The sequence below is a fragment of the Roseomonas genomospecies 6 genome, assembly GCF_008365375.1.
GTDB lineage: Bacteria > Pseudomonadota > Alphaproteobacteria > Azospirillales > Azospirillaceae > Azospirillum.
Window position 1 is genome coordinate 41,679 of the sequence record NZ_QOKW01000012.1, and the last position, 19,065, is coordinate 60,743.

General features: G+C 67.0%; 18 protein-coding genes. 3 read left to right on the forward strand and 15 right to left on the reverse strand.

Annotation, left to right across the window (positions count from 1 at the left end; translation table 11 throughout):
• The first annotated feature begins 558 nt into the window (after positions 1-558).
• Entirely contained in the window at positions 559-891 is a 333-nt protein-coding gene (locus DS843_RS16090) for a hypothetical protein (RefSeq protein ID WP_149469901.1), read from the forward strand.
• A 153-nt stretch (positions 892-1,044) separates the two neighbouring features.
• Here the strand turns inward: DS843_RS16090 and DS843_RS16095 are convergent, their stop codons facing one another.
• The 15 genes from DS843_RS16095 to DS843_RS16165 form a co-directional block, all read right to left on the reverse strand.
• On the reverse strand, positions 1,045-1,470 hold the full coding sequence (locus DS843_RS16095) for a YqaA family protein (protein ID WP_149469902.1): 426 nt from the start codon (positions 1,468-1,470) through the stop codon (positions 1,045-1,047).
• Between the two features lie 16 nt (positions 1,471-1,486).
• Positions 1,487-3,889: a heavy metal translocating P-type ATPase gene (locus DS843_RS16100; protein WP_149469903.1), complete on the reverse strand. Its 2,403-nt coding sequence runs from the start codon at positions 3,887-3,889 to the stop codon at positions 1,487-1,489.
• Between the two features lie 152 nt (positions 3,890-4,041).
• Positions 4,042-4,479 (reverse strand): c-type cytochrome, encoded by a 438-nt coding sequence (locus tag DS843_RS16105; protein ID WP_286192131.1) that lies wholly within the window; start codon positions 4,477-4,479, stop codon positions 4,042-4,044.
• Positions 4,480-4,519: 40 nt separating this feature from the next.
• Positions 4,520-5,788, reverse strand: coding sequence for an HD-GYP domain-containing protein (locus tag DS843_RS31780; protein WP_167525333.1), 1,269 nt, complete (start codon positions 5,786-5,788; stop codon positions 4,520-4,522).
• Positions 5,789-5,796: 8 nt separating this feature from the next.
• Positions 5,797-6,765: a zinc metalloprotease HtpX gene (locus DS843_RS16115; protein WP_149469905.1), complete on the reverse strand. Its 969-nt coding sequence runs from the start codon at positions 6,763-6,765 to the stop codon at positions 5,797-5,799.
• Between the two features lie 22 nt (positions 6,766-6,787).
• Complete coding sequence (locus DS843_RS16120) at positions 6,788-7,657, reverse strand: WD40/YVTN/BNR-like repeat-containing protein (protein ID WP_149469906.1); 870 nt, start codon at positions 7,655-7,657, stop codon at positions 6,788-6,790.
• Positions 7,654-8,058: a hypothetical protein gene (locus DS843_RS16125; RefSeq protein WP_208852255.1), complete on the reverse strand. Its 405-nt coding sequence runs from the start codon at positions 8,056-8,058 to the stop codon at positions 7,654-7,656. The genes DS843_RS16120 and DS843_RS16125 overlap by 4 nt, the downstream gene beginning before the upstream one ends.
• Positions 8,059-8,183: 125 nt before the next feature.
• Positions 8,184-8,576, reverse strand: coding sequence for a hypothetical protein (locus DS843_RS16130; protein WP_149469908.1), 393 nt, complete (start codon positions 8,574-8,576; stop codon positions 8,184-8,186).
• A gap of 41 nt (positions 8,577-8,617) precedes the next feature.
• Positions 8,618-11,749 (reverse strand): efflux RND transporter permease subunit, encoded by a 3,132-nt coding sequence (locus DS843_RS16135; protein ID WP_149469909.1) that lies wholly within the window; start codon positions 11,747-11,749, stop codon positions 8,618-8,620.
• A 7-nt stretch (positions 11,750-11,756) separates the two neighbouring features.
• Positions 11,757-13,493: an efflux RND transporter periplasmic adaptor subunit gene (locus tag DS843_RS16140; protein WP_149469910.1), complete on the reverse strand. Its 1,737-nt coding sequence runs from the start codon at positions 13,491-13,493 to the stop codon at positions 11,757-11,759.
• A complete protein-coding gene (locus DS843_RS16145) occupies positions 13,490-14,704 on the reverse strand; it encodes a TolC family protein (RefSeq protein ID WP_167525334.1) in 1,215 nt (404 codons plus the stop codon). Before DS843_RS16145 ends, DS843_RS16140 begins: the two co-directional genes overlap by 4 nt.
• The gene (locus DS843_RS16150; RefSeq protein ID WP_149469912.1) at positions 14,697-15,374 is read right to left on the reverse strand and encodes a methyltransferase family protein; all 678 of its coding nucleotides are present in this window, start codon (positions 15,372-15,374) and stop codon (positions 14,697-14,699) included. The genes DS843_RS16145 and DS843_RS16150 overlap by 8 nt, the downstream gene beginning before the upstream one ends.
• Entirely contained in the window at positions 15,371-15,643 is a 273-nt protein-coding gene (locus DS843_RS16155) for a DUF2933 domain-containing protein (protein ID WP_149469913.1), read from the reverse strand. The genes DS843_RS16150 and DS843_RS16155 overlap by 4 nt, the downstream gene beginning before the upstream one ends.
• Positions 15,644-15,653: 10 nt before the next feature.
• Entirely contained in the window at positions 15,654-16,361 is a 708-nt protein-coding gene (locus tag DS843_RS16160; RefSeq protein WP_167525335.1) for a Spy/CpxP family protein refolding chaperone, read from the reverse strand.
• A gap of 156 nt (positions 16,362-16,517) precedes the next feature.
• Positions 16,518-16,868, reverse strand: a complete 351-nt coding sequence (locus DS843_RS16165; RefSeq protein ID WP_149469915.1) for a hypothetical protein — start codon at positions 16,866-16,868, stop codon at positions 16,518-16,520.
• 573 nt (positions 16,869-17,441) lie between these two features.
• Between DS843_RS16165 and DS843_RS16170 the strand changes: the two genes are divergently transcribed.
• Together DS843_RS16170 and DS843_RS16175 are read left to right on the forward strand one after the other, a co-directional pair.
• A complete protein-coding gene (locus tag DS843_RS16170; protein WP_149469916.1) occupies positions 17,442-17,723 on the forward strand; it encodes a helix-turn-helix domain-containing protein in 282 nt (93 codons plus the stop codon).
• Between the two features lies 1 nt (position 17,724).
• Positions 17,725-19,035 (forward strand): type II toxin-antitoxin system HipA family toxin, encoded by a 1,311-nt coding sequence (locus DS843_RS16175; RefSeq protein ID WP_149469917.1) that lies wholly within the window; start codon positions 17,725-17,727, stop codon positions 19,033-19,035.
• Positions 19,036-19,065: the final 30 nt, after the last annotated feature.

Consider the following 19,065-nt stretch of genomic DNA (forward strand, 5'->3'; position numbering starts at 1 on the left):
TCCAGCGCGTCCAGCCGATCGACCTCCTTGCCAATGCGCTGGGGCCCGCGCCCTCGCGGCCCTGCTGCGCTTGACCGTCCAGGATGTCGAGCGACCTCGGATTCCCAATCGGCGACCACGTCCCCTTGGCGCAGGAGGGCAGGGGGCCGCAGCACAGGACAGTGCACGCGAAGACCTAGGCGACGGCGATCATCGCCAGCAGCATGATGCCGCCGATGGAGGTGCCCTGAACCAGTTGGCCCGGCTGCGGCGTCTGCGCGGGCGTCCGCGCTGCGTCAACCTGTGCCCCCACGCCATGGCGTCCTCCGACCGGTAGCGGCCGCGGTGCGGCGGCCTTGGCCTATTGTGCGGAGGGCCGGGTTACGAAAGGATGTTGAAGAGGTGGCTCAGGCGTCGGTGTCCTCGGAGGCGTCGTCAGCCTCAGAAGCGACCCAACGCTCGCCGAAACGCTCCACGTAGGCCACCATTGCCGACTCTGATGGCGTTGCCTTGATGGATCTCTTCCCAAGCGTCCTGCGGTGCGGTAAAGCCGTTGCCTCCGCATTCCTGGACACCGTGATGAACAACGACCCTGAGTTCACACCGAAGGAGCGCGAGCTGATCCGGCGTGAGTTCATGCTTCGGCTCAGCAGCGCGCGCTCGCTCCACGATGGCATTCTCGTGAGGCGATGGGCGACCGGCCCCAACAAAGGCAAGCCGAAGCCCCCTGCCGCCGTGCAGAGCATGCTCGATCGCGGTCTGGTGGCGCTGGACGATGATGGATCTCACTGGCTCAAAGCCGTGTTCACGGCCACCGGCATCGCGGCTCTGCGCCGGATGACGGAGGACAAGCGGGCGCTGCCGCCAGGTGAGTACCAGCACCTGCTCGACGAGTTGGCCAACCTGCCGTAGAGCGAGGCCTGCTGGGGCGCAGCAAGGCCACCAAGGGCAATCACCACTTCAAAGGCACATCCTGTGGTTGCTTTGAGCGGCCTCCGCATACGTCTCGCATTGCTGTCTCATTTACACGACAGGCCGCTGCCGTCATCCACGGTGACCAGCCGCTCAGATCGCGACCACCACCGTGACGTACCGGGCGGCCTTTCCAAAGGTGACCAGCGGCAGGAAGATCCAGAGGCTAGTGCGAAGCATCCCGGCGATCAGCGTCAGCGGATCGCCGATCACCGGAGCCCAGGCCAGCAGCAAGGACCACACGCCCCACCGCTGGTACCACCCTTCAGCCCGGTCGATGACGGGCTGCTTGATCGGGAACCATCGACGCCCCTTGAAGTGCTCGATGTAGCGGCCAAGCGCCCAGTTCACCGTCGAGCCCAGCACGTTCCCGGCGGTCGCCACGGCCACGAGCCACCAGCGGCCGTAATCGTCCGTGAGATGCAGGCCCGCCAGCACAAACTCCGACTGCGCTGGGAGCACCGTCGCCGCCAGGAACGCGGTGAGGAACAGACCGCCGAAGCCGGTGAGGTCACTCATGACGTCCTCCGCCCGTTCACAGCCGGGTCCATCGCAGCCGCAGCGCGTTGCCGATCACCGAAACCGAACTCAAGGCCATGGCCGCGGCCGCAATGATGGGGGACAGCGTCCAGCCGAAGAGTGGGTAAAAGACGCCCGCTGCGACCGGCACGCCGAGCACGTTGTAGACGAAGGCGAGAAACAGGTTTTGCCGAATGTTTCCCATGGTCGCCCGGCTGAGCGTCCGCGCTCGGGCAATGCCTGCCAAGTCGCCCTTCACCAGGGTGACGCCCGCGCTCTGAATCGCCACGTCAGTCCCGGTTCCCATGGCGATGCCGACGTCAGCCTCGGCCAGCGCCGGGGCATCGTTCACGCCGTCGCCCGCCATCGCCACCACACGTCCTTCGGACTTCAGCCTGCGGACGATCTGGTGCTTCTGGTCCGGCAGCACCTCGGCTTCGATCTCGCCGATGCCCAGCTTGCGCGCCACCGCCTCGGCCGTGGTCCGGTTGTCGCCAGTCAGCATCACGATGCGGATGCCGTCCGCCCGGAGCGTCTCCAGAGCCTGCGGGGTCGTCGTCTTCACCGGGTCCGCAACGGCGACGACACCCGCAGGCTTGCCTTCAACCGCGACGAAGAGCGCTGTGGCGCCCTCGCGGCGGTGCGGTTCAGCCAACCGTTCCAGATCGGAGGCCGATACTCCTTCCTGCTCCATGAGCGGCCGGTTGCCGAGTGCGACGCGCCTTCCTTCGACAAGGCCGGTGACGCCTTTGCCCGTGACGGAGGCGAAATCGGATACTTTGGCGAGCGGCAGGTTCGCCTCGCGGGCCGCAGCGACGATGGCGGCCGCGAGGGGATGTTCGCTCGACCGTTCGATGGCGGCGGCGAGCGACAGAACGGTGTTCACGTCGAAGCCGGAGGCCACCTCGACGCCGGTCACACGTGGCTTGCCCTCGGTCAAGGTGCCGGTCTTGTCCACGACGAGCGTGTCAACCTTCTCCATGTGTTCGAGCGCTTCGGCGTTCTTGATAAGCACGCCCGCCTGGGCGCCCTTGCCGACACCAACCATGATCGACATCGGCGTTGCCAGCCCAAGCGCACACGGGCACGCGATGATGAGCACCGACACCGCGGCAATCAGCGCGTACGAGAACGCGGGGTGTGGTCCCCAGACCATCCACGCAACGAAGGCCAGGAGCGCAACGACGATGACCGCCGGGACGAAGTAGCCAGAGACCACGTCGGCCATGCGCTGGATGGGAGCCCGGCTGCGCTGCGCCTCGGCGACCATGGTCACGATGCGCGACAGCATGGTGTCCGAGCCGACCTTCTCGGCCCGCATCACCAGAGCCCCGGTTTGGTTGATGGTGCCGCCGATCACCTTGGCGCCGGGTTCCTTCTCAACCGGCATGCTTTCGCCGGTGACCATCGACTCGTCCACGGCGCTGCGGCCTTCGAGCACCTCACCATCGGTCGGCACGCCCTCTCCGGGCCGCACCCGCAGCTGGTCCCCGACATGGACCTGGTCGAGCGAAATCTCCTCATCCTCGCCGTCGGCGCGGATGCGACGCGCCGTCTTCGGCGCCAGGTTCAGCAGCGCCCGGATGGCGCCACCGGTCTGCTCGCGGGCGCGCAGCTCGAGCACCTGTCCCAGCAGCACCAGCACGGTGATGACGGCGGCCGCCTCGTAATAGACGGCCACCACGCCATCCATGCCGCGGAAGGCGGGGGGGAAGATGCCCGGCAGGACGGTGGCGACCAAGCTGAACACGTAGGCCACACCGACGCCCAAGGCGATCAGCGAGAACATGTTCAGGCTGCGGTTCATGAACGAGCGCCATCCCCGCTCCAGCAGGGGCCAGCCCGCCCACAGCACGACCGGTGTGCCCAGCAGGAACTGCACCCAGACGGAAACGCGAGGCGGCACGAGGTCATGGATGCCGAGCCCTGGGATGTGGCTGCCCATCTCCAGCACCAGGAGAGGCACGCTCAGGACCAAGCCAATCCAGAACCGCCGCGTCATGTCGACGAGCTCGGGATTCGGGCCCTCCTCCAGGGTAGCGCCGACCGGTTCCAGGGCCATGCCGCAGATGGGGCAGTTGCCTGGACCCTCCTGCCGGATCTCCGGGTGCATCGGGCAGGTATAGATGATGCCCTTCTGCGGTGAAGCCTGACCGGCGTTCTCGAGTGCCGCGGGCGCGGCCTCGGGGGTCAGGTACTGCTCCGGGGACGCGACGAACTTGTCGTGGCACCGCATCGAACAGAAGTGGAAGGTCTGGCCGCCGTGGTCGGCGTGATGCTCGGTTCTCTCGGGATCGACCATCATGCCGCAGACCGGGTCCTTCACCTTGGCGTGGTCGCCGCGTTCGGCGTGGTGATCGTGCCCGCCATGATGATGATGACCATGGTGGTGCGCGTGGCCGCCGTGCTGGTCGTTCATGTTCGCATCTCCCTTCGCATGCCCGGCGCCGGTGCCATGGCGCTCGTTCGCGCCTCCCGGCATTGGCGTGCACTGGCGTTCATGGAACCAAGGCTCCACCTTCCAATCGCTGGAAGGTCAAGCGCCGCAAACGGGCTGCCCGCACCCGCTCGTTACTTCTTTGCGCGATCGCTCATGGCGGCATGTCGGCGACGGGTTTCCTCGGGCCAGGAGCTCTTAATAAAGGCGAGCACCGCCCAGATCTCGGCGTCGCCCAGCACATCGCCGAAGGCGGGCATGTCGCTCTCGTAGCCGGGCGGAGCGAACGCGGTGATGCCCTGCTTGGTGATCTTGGCGAGGTCGGCGTCGGGGTGGTGCCACGTGTGCCCGGAGGCGTCGTGTGGCGGCGCTGGCATCCGGCCGTTTGGCTTGCGGCTTTGCCAATCCGGCTGGCCCTCGAGCCGCGCACCGTGGCACGACGCGCAATGAACACCGTAGATGCCTTCTCCCAGAGCCACTTGGCGAGCGTTGGTGGGATCAGCCGTATGTTTCGGCGTCGTGAGGAACAGCACGCCAGCCACCGCAACCGCGGCTCCCAGGGCCAAGCCCATTACAATCCTCATCTTCGGCGTCACTTCTTCTCCATCCCGATCAGGCCGTCAGGTACCGCGATGTTGTGGCATTGGCCGCAGCACGCAGGCGGCTCTCATCGTCGATGGCAAGTTCTGCGTGCAGCGATCGGCAGATTTTCAGGAAGGCGTCCAGCAGGTGGGGATCGAAATGCTGACCACGGCCTTCCTCAAGGATGGCGACGGCACGCTCGACCGGGATCGGCTCCTTATAGGGGCGCCGTGATGTCAGAGCGTCAAAGACGTCAACGATCGCAAAAATCCGTGCCGCCAGTGGGATTCCTTCACCGGCCAAACCACGCGGGTAGCCGCTGCCGTCCCATTTCTCATGATGCCCCCCGATGACGGCGACGGCGTCCTCCAGCCAGGGCACCTCGTCTACGATCTCCAAGCCGTGCCGAACATGCAGCTTCATCGTCTCGAATTCGTCGTCGGTCAGGCGGCCGGGCTTCAGCAGAATGGCATCCGCGATGCCGATCTTGCCGACGTCGTGGAGAAACGCGCCCTTGATCAGCGCCGCCATTCCGGACCGTGGAAACCCGATGGCTTCCGCCAGCCGGGTGGCGTAGAGCGTGACCCGGTAATTGTGGGCGTGCGTGTCGCTGTCGCGCTTGGCAACGGCTCCGCCGAGGACATCGAGGATGTCGATGTTGGCCCTGAGCAGTTCCTGCGAACGGCGGGCCAGGCTGCCGTCCAGCCTGATCACGACGGGATAGAGGACCAGCGCGGTGAGCAGGACCGCCACGACGGCGATGCCGATGGTCTTGAGGATCTGCGCCCGTAGCTCGGAGGCAACGGCAGGGCTCAACTCGAACAGGCCCGCCAGGTATCGCATCACCCCGTCGGCACCGCTGATCGGGGCGATGGTCTGGACATACGTCGCCGCGCCGGAGCGGATGATGCGGTGAACAGCACGTTCTCCGGCGGGCGCGTCTGAAGGTGCTCGTAAGGCATCGAGTCCGGCAGCTTGGTAAGCTGGATCCACGGCGGAGAGGAGTGTTCGGCCAGAAGCGTCCAGAAGCCGTGCGGCGATGAAATGGCCATCACGGAAGTGACGCCGTTCGGCCAGGAGCTGAGTGAGGTCACGTTCCAGGTCGTTGCCCGTCCTTGAGAACCCCCCGTAGCCAATCGAGTCGAGCAGGGTGCCTGCTTCCCGCATCGAGAGATCAACGAGGCGGTCCTCGACCCTGTGGAGCTCGTAGACGTATGCCAAGGTCCCAAGGACAGCGGACAGCAGCACAGCGGCCAAGCCGAGCGCCCTGATGATCCTCCAGTGCAGGGAGACGTTCATGGGCATCCTCAGTACCAAAGGCCGGACACGCGCCAGCGGGGGCGATGGCCAGGCGGAGCGAGATGGGCGGGCAACACCACGTTGCGCGGTCCAAAAACCGGCTGCATGGGCGCGATCTGCTCAAGCGACAGAAGCCGTTGGATGCGCTCATCGGTGTCGGGATGGGTGCGCAGCACGGACGGGTGCGGGTTCCGTCGACCGGGAAGGAGGATGCGTTCCCAGAAGCCCGGATCGTATTGCTGGAGCTTCGCCAGGGCCGAGGCCAACCCGGCCGGGTCTCCAGTGAGGCCTGCGGCGTCGAGATCAGCGTCGAACTCCCGCGTGCGCGACAGCCGGAGTTGAATGAGCGTGTTGATCGTGGGCGCCACCAGGAGCAGCGCGATCAGCGGCCAATGGGTGCTTCCGTGTTCCTCCAGCATCAGCGGCAGGCTCATGAGCAGCAGGAAGCCGCCAGCCGTTGCCATAGCGCCCGTGATCCGGCTGATGATGTCGGCCAGCCCCATGGTCCAGAGGTCGTGGTTCCGTACGTGGCTGACCTCGTGCGCCAGGATCCCGGCGAGCTCGCGCAGATCCATCACCCGAAGCAGGCCATCGGTCAGGACGATAACGCTGCCCTTCGTTGAGCCAACGGCGAAGGCGTTCGGGGCCGAGGTCGCCAGGTAGTGCAGTTCGGGGACACTGGGCAGCCCGGCCCGCCGGGCCAGCATGGCCATGACCTCATGGAGCTCCGGAAGCTCGTAACGGCTGAGGCGGCGGGCTCCGTACAGGCGCAGGATGGCCCGTGGCGAGATGGAAGGGCTGAACGCCAGCGTCACGCCAACGAGGACGGCCACCCAGAGGATGCCTACCGGCCCGACGAGCAGCCAGCCGATGGCCGCCGCGAGCAGTCCCAGACCCCCCACCAGAAGGGTGGACTGGACCACGTTGCGGAGCTTATGGCGACGGCGTTGGCGCTCGTCGAGGCGGACGACATACATGGTAACCGGTCCTTGCGGGGGGCTAAGACTGGAGCGGCTTCCAAGTCTTCCCGCCGTCCTGGCTGGCCAGAATGGCGCTCTTGTCGGTCACGGCGTAAAGCCGCTCGGGGTTCGTCGGATCCACCGCGAGATGCAGCAGAACCGCGTCTCCGAAGCCGTTGCTGACCGGCTGCCATGCCATGCTCGGCTCGATGGTCTTGAGCAGGCCAGTGCCGACCTGGAAGGCGTAGGCGGTGCCGTCCTTCGTGGTCACGACCATGGTCGCCGGGCGCTGCACGATGTAGGCGGCCTGCCAGGTCTTGCCCGCGTCGCGGCTCACCAGCAACCCGGCGCGCGTGGCGCCGTACACGGTGTTCGGGTCCTTCGAGGACGCGGCCAAATCAAACATGTCGGCGGGCGGCTTGCCGGTCACCTCCCAGGTCTTGCCGCCGTCGCGGCTGACCTGGATGCTGCCATAGTGTCCGTACAGGACCTTTGAGTCGGCCGGGCTGACGTCCATGGAATGGAAGTCCACCGGCCCGTTCACGCCCGCGGAGATTTGCTTCCAGGTCTTCGCTCCGTCGGTCGAGACCAGGACGCCCAGGTTGCCGCCCCTCTCCGGGTGACCGCTGGCGAAGAAGGCGCCGGGCTGCGCCGGATTCGGCGTGAAGCCCATGTAGTCGGAACGGTTGTCGGACACCCGCGTCGCCGTGCCGTCCGGGTTGGTCACCCACACTCCATGGTGCGTGGCGAGATACAGGCGCGACGGGTCCGCCGGGTCCACCGCGATCCCGTGCAGGTGCGACACCTCGGACAGCTTCAGGGTCTCCGCAGCATGAACAGGCCCGACAAGCGTCGCGCCAAGCACAAGGGCTGCTGCGGTCATCAGGGCCAGCTTCTTCTTGGCGCTCATCGCGCATCTCCGTGCTGAAGGTCGTGTAGGGAAGGGATGCCGTTCGCGGTGGCGCGCGGACGCGCCGACCAGAAGGCGAGGGGGGGAATGACCAGCCACTGCGCCAGAGGCGACAGACCGGTTCCCAGCCAGGGCAAGGTTGGCATGAGATCCGAGTAAGCCCACGTCTGGCGAACCTCGATGTTCAGCCACTCGCTGAACACCGTGTAGCCGACGCCCACCGCCACCGCCCCGGCCGCCACCGGTCGGAACCGTTGGTGCGGCCAAGCCGGGGATCCGAAGGCGAACAGGGCCAAGAGGAGCGCCCCCGTAGCGATCAGCAGGTCGCCGCCGGTGCAGTGGATGGCCGCGAAGGCGATCTCGCCCGGTGTTCCGGTGCGCCACAGCGTGTAGAGCGGCATGTGGGCAAACTCCCAGACCAAGTTACCGGCCGCGGTCACCGCCAGATACCGGCGCATCGCTGATAGCCAGGTGTTCGGGGCTGTCCACATGCCACTCATGGGGCCGCGCTCCTTCTTCGGCTGCCTCAGTGACCCCCATGGCCCATTTCGAAGCGGGCCTGGACGGGCTTCTGCCCAGGCATGGTCAACGCGGTGACCACCTTTACGCTGTCATGCGCACCGCCGAGGTTCGCCTGCCCCTTGAGGGTGTTGCCGCCCGCGGGCTCGAGTGCGACCTTCTGGGTCTGCTTGTTCGCCAGGATGGTCGCCTCGGCCTTGGCGCCGGTCACGTCCACCGGCTTGTCGGCGCCGTCGGTCACGTACAGCACGACGTCGTTGCCCTTGAGCACGAGCTCGGTGTGGTACGGACCGGCGTCGGTCCGCTGGCCGCCGTTGGGGCCGATCTTCGGGCCGTCGGCGAAGGCTGTGGCCGGAGCAGCGAAGAGGGCGGCGGCGAGGACGAGCGTTGAGAACTTCACGGTGAGTTTTCCTTCTGGATTGCACATGGTGAAAGGGTGGATCAGTAGGCCTCGGCCGGACGCAGCGAACCGGCCTGGGCTTCGACCAAGCGGTTGAGCGGCTTCTCGCCGAGCTTGAGGAAGAGGACCGGGGTCAGGACCGTGTCGAGCAGGGTGGCGCTGACCAGGCCGCCGAAGATGGTGACGGCGACCGGGTGCAGGATCTCCTTGCCCGGCGCGTCGGCGCCGATCATCAGCGGCACCAGGGCCACGCCCGCCGACAGCGCGGTCATCAGCACCGGCGTCAGCCGCTCTTGGCTGCCCCGGATGACCATAGCCTTGCCGAAGGCTTCGCCCTCGTGAAGGACCAGGTTGATGTAGTGGCTGATCTTCAGGATGCCGTTCCGGGTCGAGATGCCGGTCAGCGTGATGAAGCCGATCATCGAGGCCACCGACAGCGGCTGCCCGGCGATCCACAGCGCGGCGACGCTGCCGATGAGGGCCAGCGGCACGTTGCCCATGATGATGAGCGTCAGCACGGCCGAGCGGTACCGGCTGTAGAGCACCAGGAAGATCATCGCCAAAGACACCATCGACAGGGCGGCGATGGTCTTGGACGCCTCCTCCTGGGCCTGGAAGGTGCCCTCCAGGCTGGTGAAGTAGCCAGACGGCAGCTGCGATGTGGCGACCACGTTGCGGATGCCCGCGACGATCTGCGCCATGTCGGTCTTGCCGTCGGAGTTGCCGAGGATGACGATGCGCCGCTTGCCGTTCTCGCGCAGGATCTGGTTGGGCCCGTCGGTCTCCTCGACCGAGGCGAACATGCTGAGCGGCACCCGGCCCGCCGGGGTCTCGACGAGCAGGTTCGCCAGACCGCTCGTGGTGCGGTCCTCGTCGGACAGGCGCAGCACCACGTCGAAGCGCCGGGTGCCGTCCACGATCTCCGACACCACGCGGCCGTTGGACAGGCTCTCCAGTGCCTCGGTCGCCATGGCCGGGGTGACGCCGAACATCGCGGCGCGCTCGTAGTCCACCACCACCTGCACCTGCGGGATGCGGACCTGCTTCTCGATCTGGAGATCGACCAGCCCGGGCACGCCCGCGAGCTTCTGCTGGAGCTGCCCGGCCAGGCTGCGCAGGGTGTCCAGGTCCTCGCCGTAAACCTTGAGCGCGATCTGGGCGCGGACGCCGGACAGCATGTGGTCGAGCCGGTGCGAGATCGGCTGGCCGATGTTCACCGACACCGGCAGGGCCGCCAGCCGGGCGCGCACGTCGGCCAGCACCTCGGCACGGCTGCGGTTCGACGGCGCCAGATCCACGTCAATCTCGCTCGAATGCACGCCCTCGGCGTGTTCGTCCAGTTCGGCACGCCCGGTGCGGCGGCCGACCGACTTCACCTCCGGCACCTTCATGATGAGCTTCTCGGCGGCCTGACCGACCCGGTTGGCCTCGGCCAGTGAAATGCCGGGGTTCAGGACCATGGAGATGGTCAGCGTGCCTTCGTTGAAGGGCGGCAGGAAGGCGCGCGGCAGGCTCGGCACCGTCGCCGCGGCAATGACAACGGCAGCGCCAACGGCGGCGAACAGCGTGCGCGGGTTGGCGAAGGCCCAGCCCAACAGCCGGGCATTGCCCGCCTTGAGCCGCCGCACCAGCCAGCTGTCGTGCTCCTCCAACCGCTTCAGGCGCGGCAGCAGATAGTAGGACAGCACCGGCGTGACGGTGATCGCGGTGACGAGGCTGGCGAGGATGGAGACAATGTAGGCCACGCCCAGCGGCGCGAAGAGCCGCCCCTCGATGCCGGTCAGGGCGAACAGCGGCACGAACACCAGGATGATGATGATGGTGGCGTACACGATGCCCGAGCGCACCTCCTGCGAGGCGGCCGCCACCACCTCCAGGATGGGCCGCGGGTTGCCCGCCCGGCGGTTCTCGCCCAAGCGCCGGTAGATGTTCTCCACGTCCACCACGGCGTCGTCCACCAGCTCGCCGATGGCGATGGCGAGGCCGCCCAGCGTCATTGTGTTGATCGACATCCCGAACGCCTTGAACACCAGAACGGTGATCAGGATCGAGATCGGGATGGCGGTCAGCGAGATGAACGTCGTCCGGACGTTCAGCAGAAACAGGAACAGGATGACGGCGACCACCGCCACCGCCTCCATCAGAACCTTCTCCACGTTGCCGATCGAGGTTTGGATGAAGTTGGCCTGCTTGAACAGGATCTCGTCGGCGTGCACGCCCTTCGGCAGGAACTGCGTCAGGTCCGCCAACGCCTTCTCAACTTCGGCCGTCAGCTTGGTGGTGTCGGCACCGGGCTGCTTCTGGACGGACAGGATGACGGCGGGCTTCCCATTGACGCCCGCGTCGCCCCGCTTTACGCGGGCGGCGAAGTCCACCGCCGCGACCTGATGGAGCAGGATGGGCTGTGCCGCCTTGTAGGCGACGACCAGGTTGCGCAGGTCGTCCAGCCGGGTGGTGCGGCCGATGTTGCGGATCAGGTACTCCTCGGTGTGCTGGTCGATGAAGCCACCGCCGGTGTTGGCCGAGAATTGCCGGAGCGCCTGCGCGAGCTCGTCGGTCGTGACCTCGAGGTCGTGCATGCGTGCCGGGTCGGGGGCGATGCGGTACTGCTTGATTTCGCCGCCGATAGGGATGACCTGGCTGACGCCGGGGATGGCGAGCAGGCGGGGCCGCACCACCCAGTCCGCGATCTCGCGCACCTGCATTGGGCTGACAGCCTTGCCCGATGTATCGTCGCCCGACATGGCGATGAGCATGATCTCGCCCATGATGGAGGAGATCGGGCCCATCTGCGGCCGGACGTTCGGGGGCAACTGCCCCTGGACGATAGCGAGGCGTTCGGCGACCTGCTGGCGGTTGCGGTAGATGTCGGTGCCCCAGTCGAACTCGACGAAGACGATGCTAAGGCCGACGCCGGACACCGACCTCACGCGGGTGATGCCCGGCATGCCGTTCATCGAGGTCTCGAGCGGGAAGGTGACCAGCTGCTCGACCTCTTCGGGCGCCAAGCCCTCGGCCTCGGTCATCAAGGTGACGGTCGGCTTGTTCAGGTCGGGGAAGACGTCGATGGGCAGGTCCTTCAGCACGAAGGAGCCGTAGACGACCAGGATCGCGGCGGCGGCGAGGACGAAGAGCCGGTTGCGCAGACTGGTGTTGACAAGGAAGTTGAACATCGCCGCCTCACCGGACCTGGTTGAGAAGACCGGCGCCGTCGGTCACGATGCGCGCTTCAGGCTCGATGCCCGCCGACACCAGCACCGTGCTGCCGTCGACCGGCTGCATGCGCACCGGCCGGGCGACGAACCGCTGGGGGGACTCGTGTTGCCAAACCAGCGGCTGACCGTTCGGCCCCCGCACCACGCTCTGGCGCGGGAGGACGATGCCGGACATCGTGCCCTGGATCTGCGCGACGATGCGGACCGGCTGGCCGACGCTCAGGCCCTGGGGCGGGTTGTTGATCTGGAAGAGCAGTGGGATGGCTTGCTGGCGCAGCGCTAGGCTGTGGCCAAGGTGCTCCAGCGTCAGGGTGACGCCGTCAGCGGTGGTGGCCGTCGCGCCGTGAACGCTGTTGGCCACGCGGGGGTCGAAGGCCACCGCCTCGACCATCAGCCGGGACGGGTCGACGATCTCGAACAGTACCTGGTCGCGCCCTTCGACGACCTGCCCGACCTTGACGTTGTTCGCCGTGACGACGCCGGAGATGGGGGCCTTCAGGGCCTCCCTGGTGGTGAGCGCGGGTGACAAGGCTGCACGCTGCCTGCGCAGGCCATTCAGTGTTGCTTCAGCCTCGTCGATGTCGCGTTGCGGCACGCTGCCCGTGAGTTTGCGAAGGCGCTCGACCCGCGCCTGGGCAATGGCGAGTTCCTGCTCGACGCTGGCGATCTGCTGCTGAAGGCCGCTGCGCTCCACCGAGGTCACAGCCGGAGCCACGTAGGCCAGGATTTGCCCGGCCTCGACCCGCTGACCGACATAGGGCAAACCCTTGTCTCCCGGCTCGATGCGCCCGGTCTGCGTGGCCTGGATGTGGCCGCCACCGTTCGGGTCGGCGGCGATCTGCCCGATCAGCTGCACCGTCTGTGCGGCCTCCTGCGGCTTGGCGACGGTGGTGCGGATCGACAGCAGGCGTTGCGACGGCTTCGGCACGTACAGGCTGCCGTCTGGCAGGCGGCGCGGGCTCTCTGACGCACCCGTTGCCGCCACAGGAGCGGTCGTGGGGGCGCTCGCGGCTGGTGCCTTGCCCTTGTTGTCCTGGCTGTGGTCCTCGTCGCCGTGCGCAAACGCGGCCCCGCTGGCCAGCAACAGGCCCACCCCGATCAGGGCGGCACCCGCGACCGTCCGCGTGCGCCCACGCTGGGTCAGGGCGACGGTCGTCAGCACGCCGAGCAGGAAGGCCATCACGGCACCAAGCATGAGGCCGTTGTCCTGCCGGACCCGCCCGAGCAGGTCGGCTACGCCGCCATTGCTCCCCATGACCTGCGCGTCGGTCGCGCCCTCAGGAATGTCCAGGGTACCGATCAGCAGGTCGGCTGTATCGGTGGCGGTGATCGAAACGGTCAGCTCATGCGGCCCCGGTTTCGACAGCCACCCGGCCTGAAGGCGGTAGACGCCCTCCTCGCCGGGCACCGCCGATGCGGTGGCGGTCTCGCCCTCGGCGCTCACCTCAACGGTGGCGCTGTTCACGGGCTCGTTGGTGGCGGAGCGGTCCAGATAGACCAGCAGCGCCTTGCCCTGGGCGACCACCACCAGCTGGAAGTCCGCCGACATCGTCTCCAAGGTGGGCGCGGCCGTCGTGACGACCGGCTTCGGTTCCTCACCACCGTGCGCGTGACCCTCATGGGCGAGGACCGGGGCGGCGACCGGCGCGATGAGGCTCGCGGTGGCAATCGCGGCCGCGGCGAGAAGGCGTCGGGTGATCATGGCAGAACTCCAAGGGACTGATTCAGGCGGGCACGGGCGGCGCCGACCTGGACTTCCGCGGTGGCGCGGGCGAGGTCGGCCTCAAAAGCCGCTTCCTGGGCGCGCACGTACTCAACGAGGCTGATCTCGCCCGCTCTGCGGGCCCGCTCGACGTTGGACAACCGCGCTTTAAGAGCGGCGGCGCGGTCACGGGCGATCGCCAGGCGCTCGGTCGCGGCCTGGTGAGCCAGCCGGGCTTGCTGGATGTCGGACTCGACCGTGCGGGCCACGTTGGCCTGCTCGGCTTCGGCGCGAACGACCTCGCTCATCGCCTCAGCACGCTTGGGCGCGTTCACCGCGTCGACCGAGAACGGAATTCGGACCGAGACACCCATGATCGTGTCATACCGCTCTCCCCGGGCGTCGCGCTCGCGGCGGGCCATTAGCCCGACCTCCGGGTTGTCGCGGGTCGTCAGGTCCACCAGCTGGCGCTGGGCCTGAGCCGAGCGGATGCCCAGCTGCGCCGCCAGCAGCGACGGGTGCTGTTCAAGCGGCGGTTGGCCGATGTCCGGCTCTGGTGCCGCCTTCGGGGGCGCCATGCCGGTCAGCGTGCGGAACGCCTGACGGGCCTCGTTGAGAGCCAGTTCCTCGTCGCGGAGATCCGTGGCAACAGAGAGCGCCTCGGCGCGGGCCAGTTGGTAGTCGGCCTCCGAGGTCTCCCCGGCCCGGGCGGTCCGTTGAGTGTCCGCCTCGAGCTGGCGGGCGACCTTGAGACGCTGGCGGGCCAGTTCGGCGCGCCGCTCGGCGAGCGCGACCTGCCACAGGGCGGTCCGGACCTCCCCGGCAATCGTTAGCTGGCGGGCAGCGATCTCCGCGTCGGTGCGCGCCAGCAGCGCGTCGGCGGCGCGGACGGTCGCCGTACCCTGACCGGGCAGCCAGAGCGGAACGCCGAGCTCGGCCTCGTATTCGCGCCGCCCGACATTCCGATTCAGGTAGTCGGTGGTGTGCCGCAGCGTGACCGCCGGGGCGGCCGGAACCAGCGACTCTCCAGCGCCGCGCTGGGCGGTGGCCACGGCCCGCCGGGCCTCCAGACTCCTGACTTCGGGGTTCAGCCGCCAAGCGCCCTCGACGGCGTCGCGCAACGTCTGCGCCCCGGCGGGGAGCGCCAGCAGGCACACGGCAACGGTCGTTGCCGCCGCCTGCTTCATGAGCTTCAAACCAAAATCACGCACCGAACGACCCTCCCACTCTGGGGTGGTTCGGCCCGTGAGAGGAAAGGCGCGGAATCCAGCCCGGCGTGACGGCCGCGTAGCGCTCGTATTCGGCGCCGAACGCCTGGAGGGCATCGCGTTCCTCGGAGCGGGCGAGCCGCACGTACATCAGGATCAGCAGCGGGAACATCGCCAACGTTAGGACGGTCGGCCACTGGAGCAGGAAGCCGAACAGGATGCCTATGAAGGCGATGTACTGCGGGTGCCGGACATGGGCGTACACGCCCGTCGTGGCGAGCCGGTGCTGCTTCTGCGCCGCGTGAAGCACCTTCCAGGCCGCCGAGAGCAGGACGAAGCCCGCCAGGATCAGCACGTTGCTGAGGATGTGCAGCACGTTGAAGTGCGGGTTGCCCTCCAGGCCGAAGACGGTCGACCAGAGGTGCCCGGCGTCGTGGGACATCAGGTCAAGGCCCGGGTAGCGGGTCTGGAGCCAGCCCGAGAGCAGGTAGATGGTCAGCGGAAAGCCGTACATCTCGGTGAACAGCGCCACGATGAAGGCGCTGAACGCCCCGAAGGACCGCCAGTCCCGGGGCGACTGCGGCTTGCCGAAGCTGAAGGCGAAGATGATGAAGATGGCCGAGTTGAGGGCGACCAGCACCCACAGGCCATAGGCCGAGGCTTCGTGCGTCATGGCGAGCCTCCCTTGTTCGGTCGGTCGTCGTCGCCGTTCCCGCCGTGGCCGCCATGCCCGTGGCCGCCGTGCATGAACAGGTGCATCAGCGGGCACAGGAGCAGGACGAGAAGCGGAAGCGCGTCGAGCACATGGTTGACGTGGAAGAGCGACAGGTACACCGCCGCCAGGGCAGCCGCGCCGAGGCAAGCCAAGCCAGTCCAGGTCCGGTACCAGGGCGTGCGCGCCTCCGGTTCCGGGGTGTGATGAGTGTGTTCGTTGTGCGTCATGGCCGCCTCCTCACATCATGCCCATGGGGCCGGTGAGCAGCTTGTCCGCGAGCTTCTTCTGCTCGTCGGTCAGCACGGCGTAGAGAGGCTTAGCGGCCGCCTCGAGGGCCTTCACGGCATCAAGGCGCATGCCCAGCATCTTCTGCTGCATTGTCAGGCGATCCGGCCACGAAGACGGCATGCCGCCTTTGGTCATCTGCTCGTGCACCGCCTGATGGGCCCTAGCGTTCGCTCGCAGGGTGTCGGCGAAGGCGATCCACGGCTGTGCCTGGGCGTCCGTGATCTTGAGTTCGGCCTTCAGAAACGCGATGCGGCCCTCGACGTGTTCGAAGGGCAAGCCCATAGCACCCTGCTGCCCCATCATCATCTGGCGCATCATGGACATCATGCCGGAGGGGCCGTCCTGCTGGCCCGTCATCGAGCGCATCTGGTCCATGTTCATCATCATGCCGGGCTGGCCGCCCGGTTGCTGGGCACCGGGCTGGACGATGGCCCCGCTGCCCATCCCCTGGCCGATCATCGGCGCATTGGCTGCCGCGCCAGGCTTGGTGGTCTGGGCCTGGGGTCCGGGCGCTGGAGCCGGAGCGGACTGGTTCTGCGTGGTCGTGGCGCCATCGGGGTGATGGGCGTCTTCGGCGACGGCGGTGCGGACCTGAGTGGTGACCATCAGGGCGGCAAGCGCGAAGGCCGGGAGCACCGTGCGGGAGAGAGACGACATGGCGTCCTCCATCTGAACATCGGGTTCATGCCATCCCGGACGGACTCCACGCGGGAGCGCCGGGGCGCAAAAGCCAAGCGCACGAAGTCCGGAACCGGCGTCCCACGCTGAGCCATGGCTCAGGTCGGGCGCGGGCGGACTCGTGGCGTCAGATGATCAGAGCGGGGGACGAAGAGCCGGATCGATGCCGATGCCGTCCGGCGTGGCCAAGGCAGGCAGATGGAGGGAGGCGTTCAGGCGCGGGACGAACGTCTCGAACACCACCGCGGGAAGGCCGCCGTGCATGGTGGCACACTGGGCGACGCTACAGCAGGCGCCGTCGTCGAGCAGTCCGAGATCCCCACACGGGGCCTCCTCGTGCTCGTGGTCGGCGGCCGCGGCAATGGCATCGCCATGGGCGTCGACCAGAACGTGCTCGTGCGGTGCCGGTGCTTGGTGGTGGGGGAGGAGGTTGGCGTGGCTCGGAACGGCGTAGACGAGCAGCGTGGCCAGCATCAGCAGGCTCACCACCACCCTCCTCACCGTCGACCGCGTCGCGCGCCACATGGCGATTGCCTCATCCTCAATGGAGGTCGCATGACACCGGAGCGCTCTGCGGCCTCTCTTAGAACCTAGGACCAATCCTCGGTCCCTGCAACCATTCTTGCCAGGGATCTGAAGAAGGGTGCGGCATCCTGCCACTCACTCCTTCGAGGTCACCGCAAGGGCTACTGCGCCACCATCCACCTTCCAGCTGCTGGAAGGTCAACAACAAAATGAGAGGTGGTGGCGCCAGTGACGGACAGCCGCTTGCGTCGGGTCTCAACCCTTGCAACGATGCCCAACCGGAAAAGTGTTCGCCCGCCCTTCCTTGTCCTTCGCCCTGGGCGCCGTCGCCCGGCAGGCCAAGCTGGTTTCAGCGTCAACCCTGGCCTCTTGAACAATTCCACTGTTCCGCATCCCGTATCACCGAGCGGTGGTATTTTGCGCCTCAGAGATGATTTATCACCGGTCGGTGATAAAGATGCCCAAAACTTGTAAATATAACCGGTCGGTGATAAATAGGGTTTGGGAGCACATTTATCACCGACCGGTTATATCATGACTGATCTCCTGACGTTGGATGACGTGCGCAAGCTGGTCCGTGTCGAGCGGAAACGCCGTGGCTTGACACAGGGTGACGCAGCCGGGCTGATTGGGCACACGCAGAAATGGCTATCGGATTTCGAAAACGGCAAGGCCGACCCGCCGACCAGCATGACGTTGAAGTTGCTGGTGCTTCTTGGCATTCCGTTGAGAGCTGGCGTGGCGGCCGAGAGCGCCGCGACCCCGCCGGAGGCCGGTCTGGACGAGCGGGAAGTCGACATCGACGAGGGACTGTGACATGTCGGCTTCCGTGCGCTTGTATGGGCTTTCCGTCGGTACGCTGACCGCCTCACGGGATGGTTCCTTGTCCTTCGAGTACCTCCCGAGCTGGATCACCGCGGCGAGCTCTGGCAACGCTCAAGCGCATGGGATTTCGGCGAAGATGCCGGTAGGCGAGGGCGTCTACGGCGAGGACAAGGCGGGCCCGTATTTCGACGGGCTTCTTCCGGACAACACGAACGTCCGGGCGACGCTGGCGCGATACTTCAAGGTGGACGCCAGCGACGACTACGGCCTGCTGACGAAACTGGGGCGGGAATGCCCGGGCGCCATCTCCATCGTCGCGCCCGAAGCGGAGGTCGTACCAGAGGATCGAGTGCTGCCGGAGTACGATGTTCTGGACGACGCGCGCTTGGCGCAGCACATCCGGGACCTCCCTCGACGGCCTTTGTTCGTGGATGCCGACGGGGAGCTCAGGCTGTCGCTGCCGGGTGTCCACCACAAGACGGCGGTGTTGCTGGCCCAAGGGCAGGTTGCCCTGCCGCGCGGCCGGACACCGACCTCGCACATCCTGAAGGTCGACATCGACGGCCTCCCGGACTCGGTGCGGGTCGAGCACTTCTGCCTGCGCGCCGCCGCAGCCGTCGGCCTCGACGTCCCACGTTCCAGCATCCGGCGGGCGGAGGACATGGTGTACATGCTGATCGCACGCTACGACCGCACGCTCATCGAATCACAGGGCCAGCGGTATCTGCGCCGCGTGCACCAGGAGGATTTCTGCCAAGCTCTCGGCCGTTACCCGCGTGAGAAGTACGAAAAGGACGGAGGCCCCGGCTGGGCTGAGTGTTTCGAACTGATGGCTCACACGGTAGACCCGGCCGCGGCGCGCCAGGAGCTTCTGGGACGAGCCGTGTTCCAGTTCCTGATCGGCAACCCGGACGCGCACGCCAAGAACTACTCGCTGGTCTACCGCGGCGACCGCATGGCGCTGAGCAAGCTCTACGACGTGAACAACGCGGCTGCCTTCCGCAGCCACTACAAGGAACAGCGCCCGCGATTGGCCATGTTCGTGGGAGGCGAACGCGATCCGGTGCAGCTGACACTGGACCATTGGGACGCCTTTGCCGAAGAGGTTGGGGTGAGGAAGAGCATCGTGCAGGAGCGTCTTCAGGACTTGGCCTCGCGCCTGCCGGATCGTATCGCCGAGGTGCGCGAGGCATGCCGCGGGACCGAAGCCGACAGCCCTCTGCTCGACCTCGTCGTCGACGATGTCCGCGAGCGGAGCGCCCGGGTGTCGGCGTGGTTCGCCGGAAACAAGCCGCGCCGTTGATCCGTTCTCCTTGGGTGATTCCAAAAACAT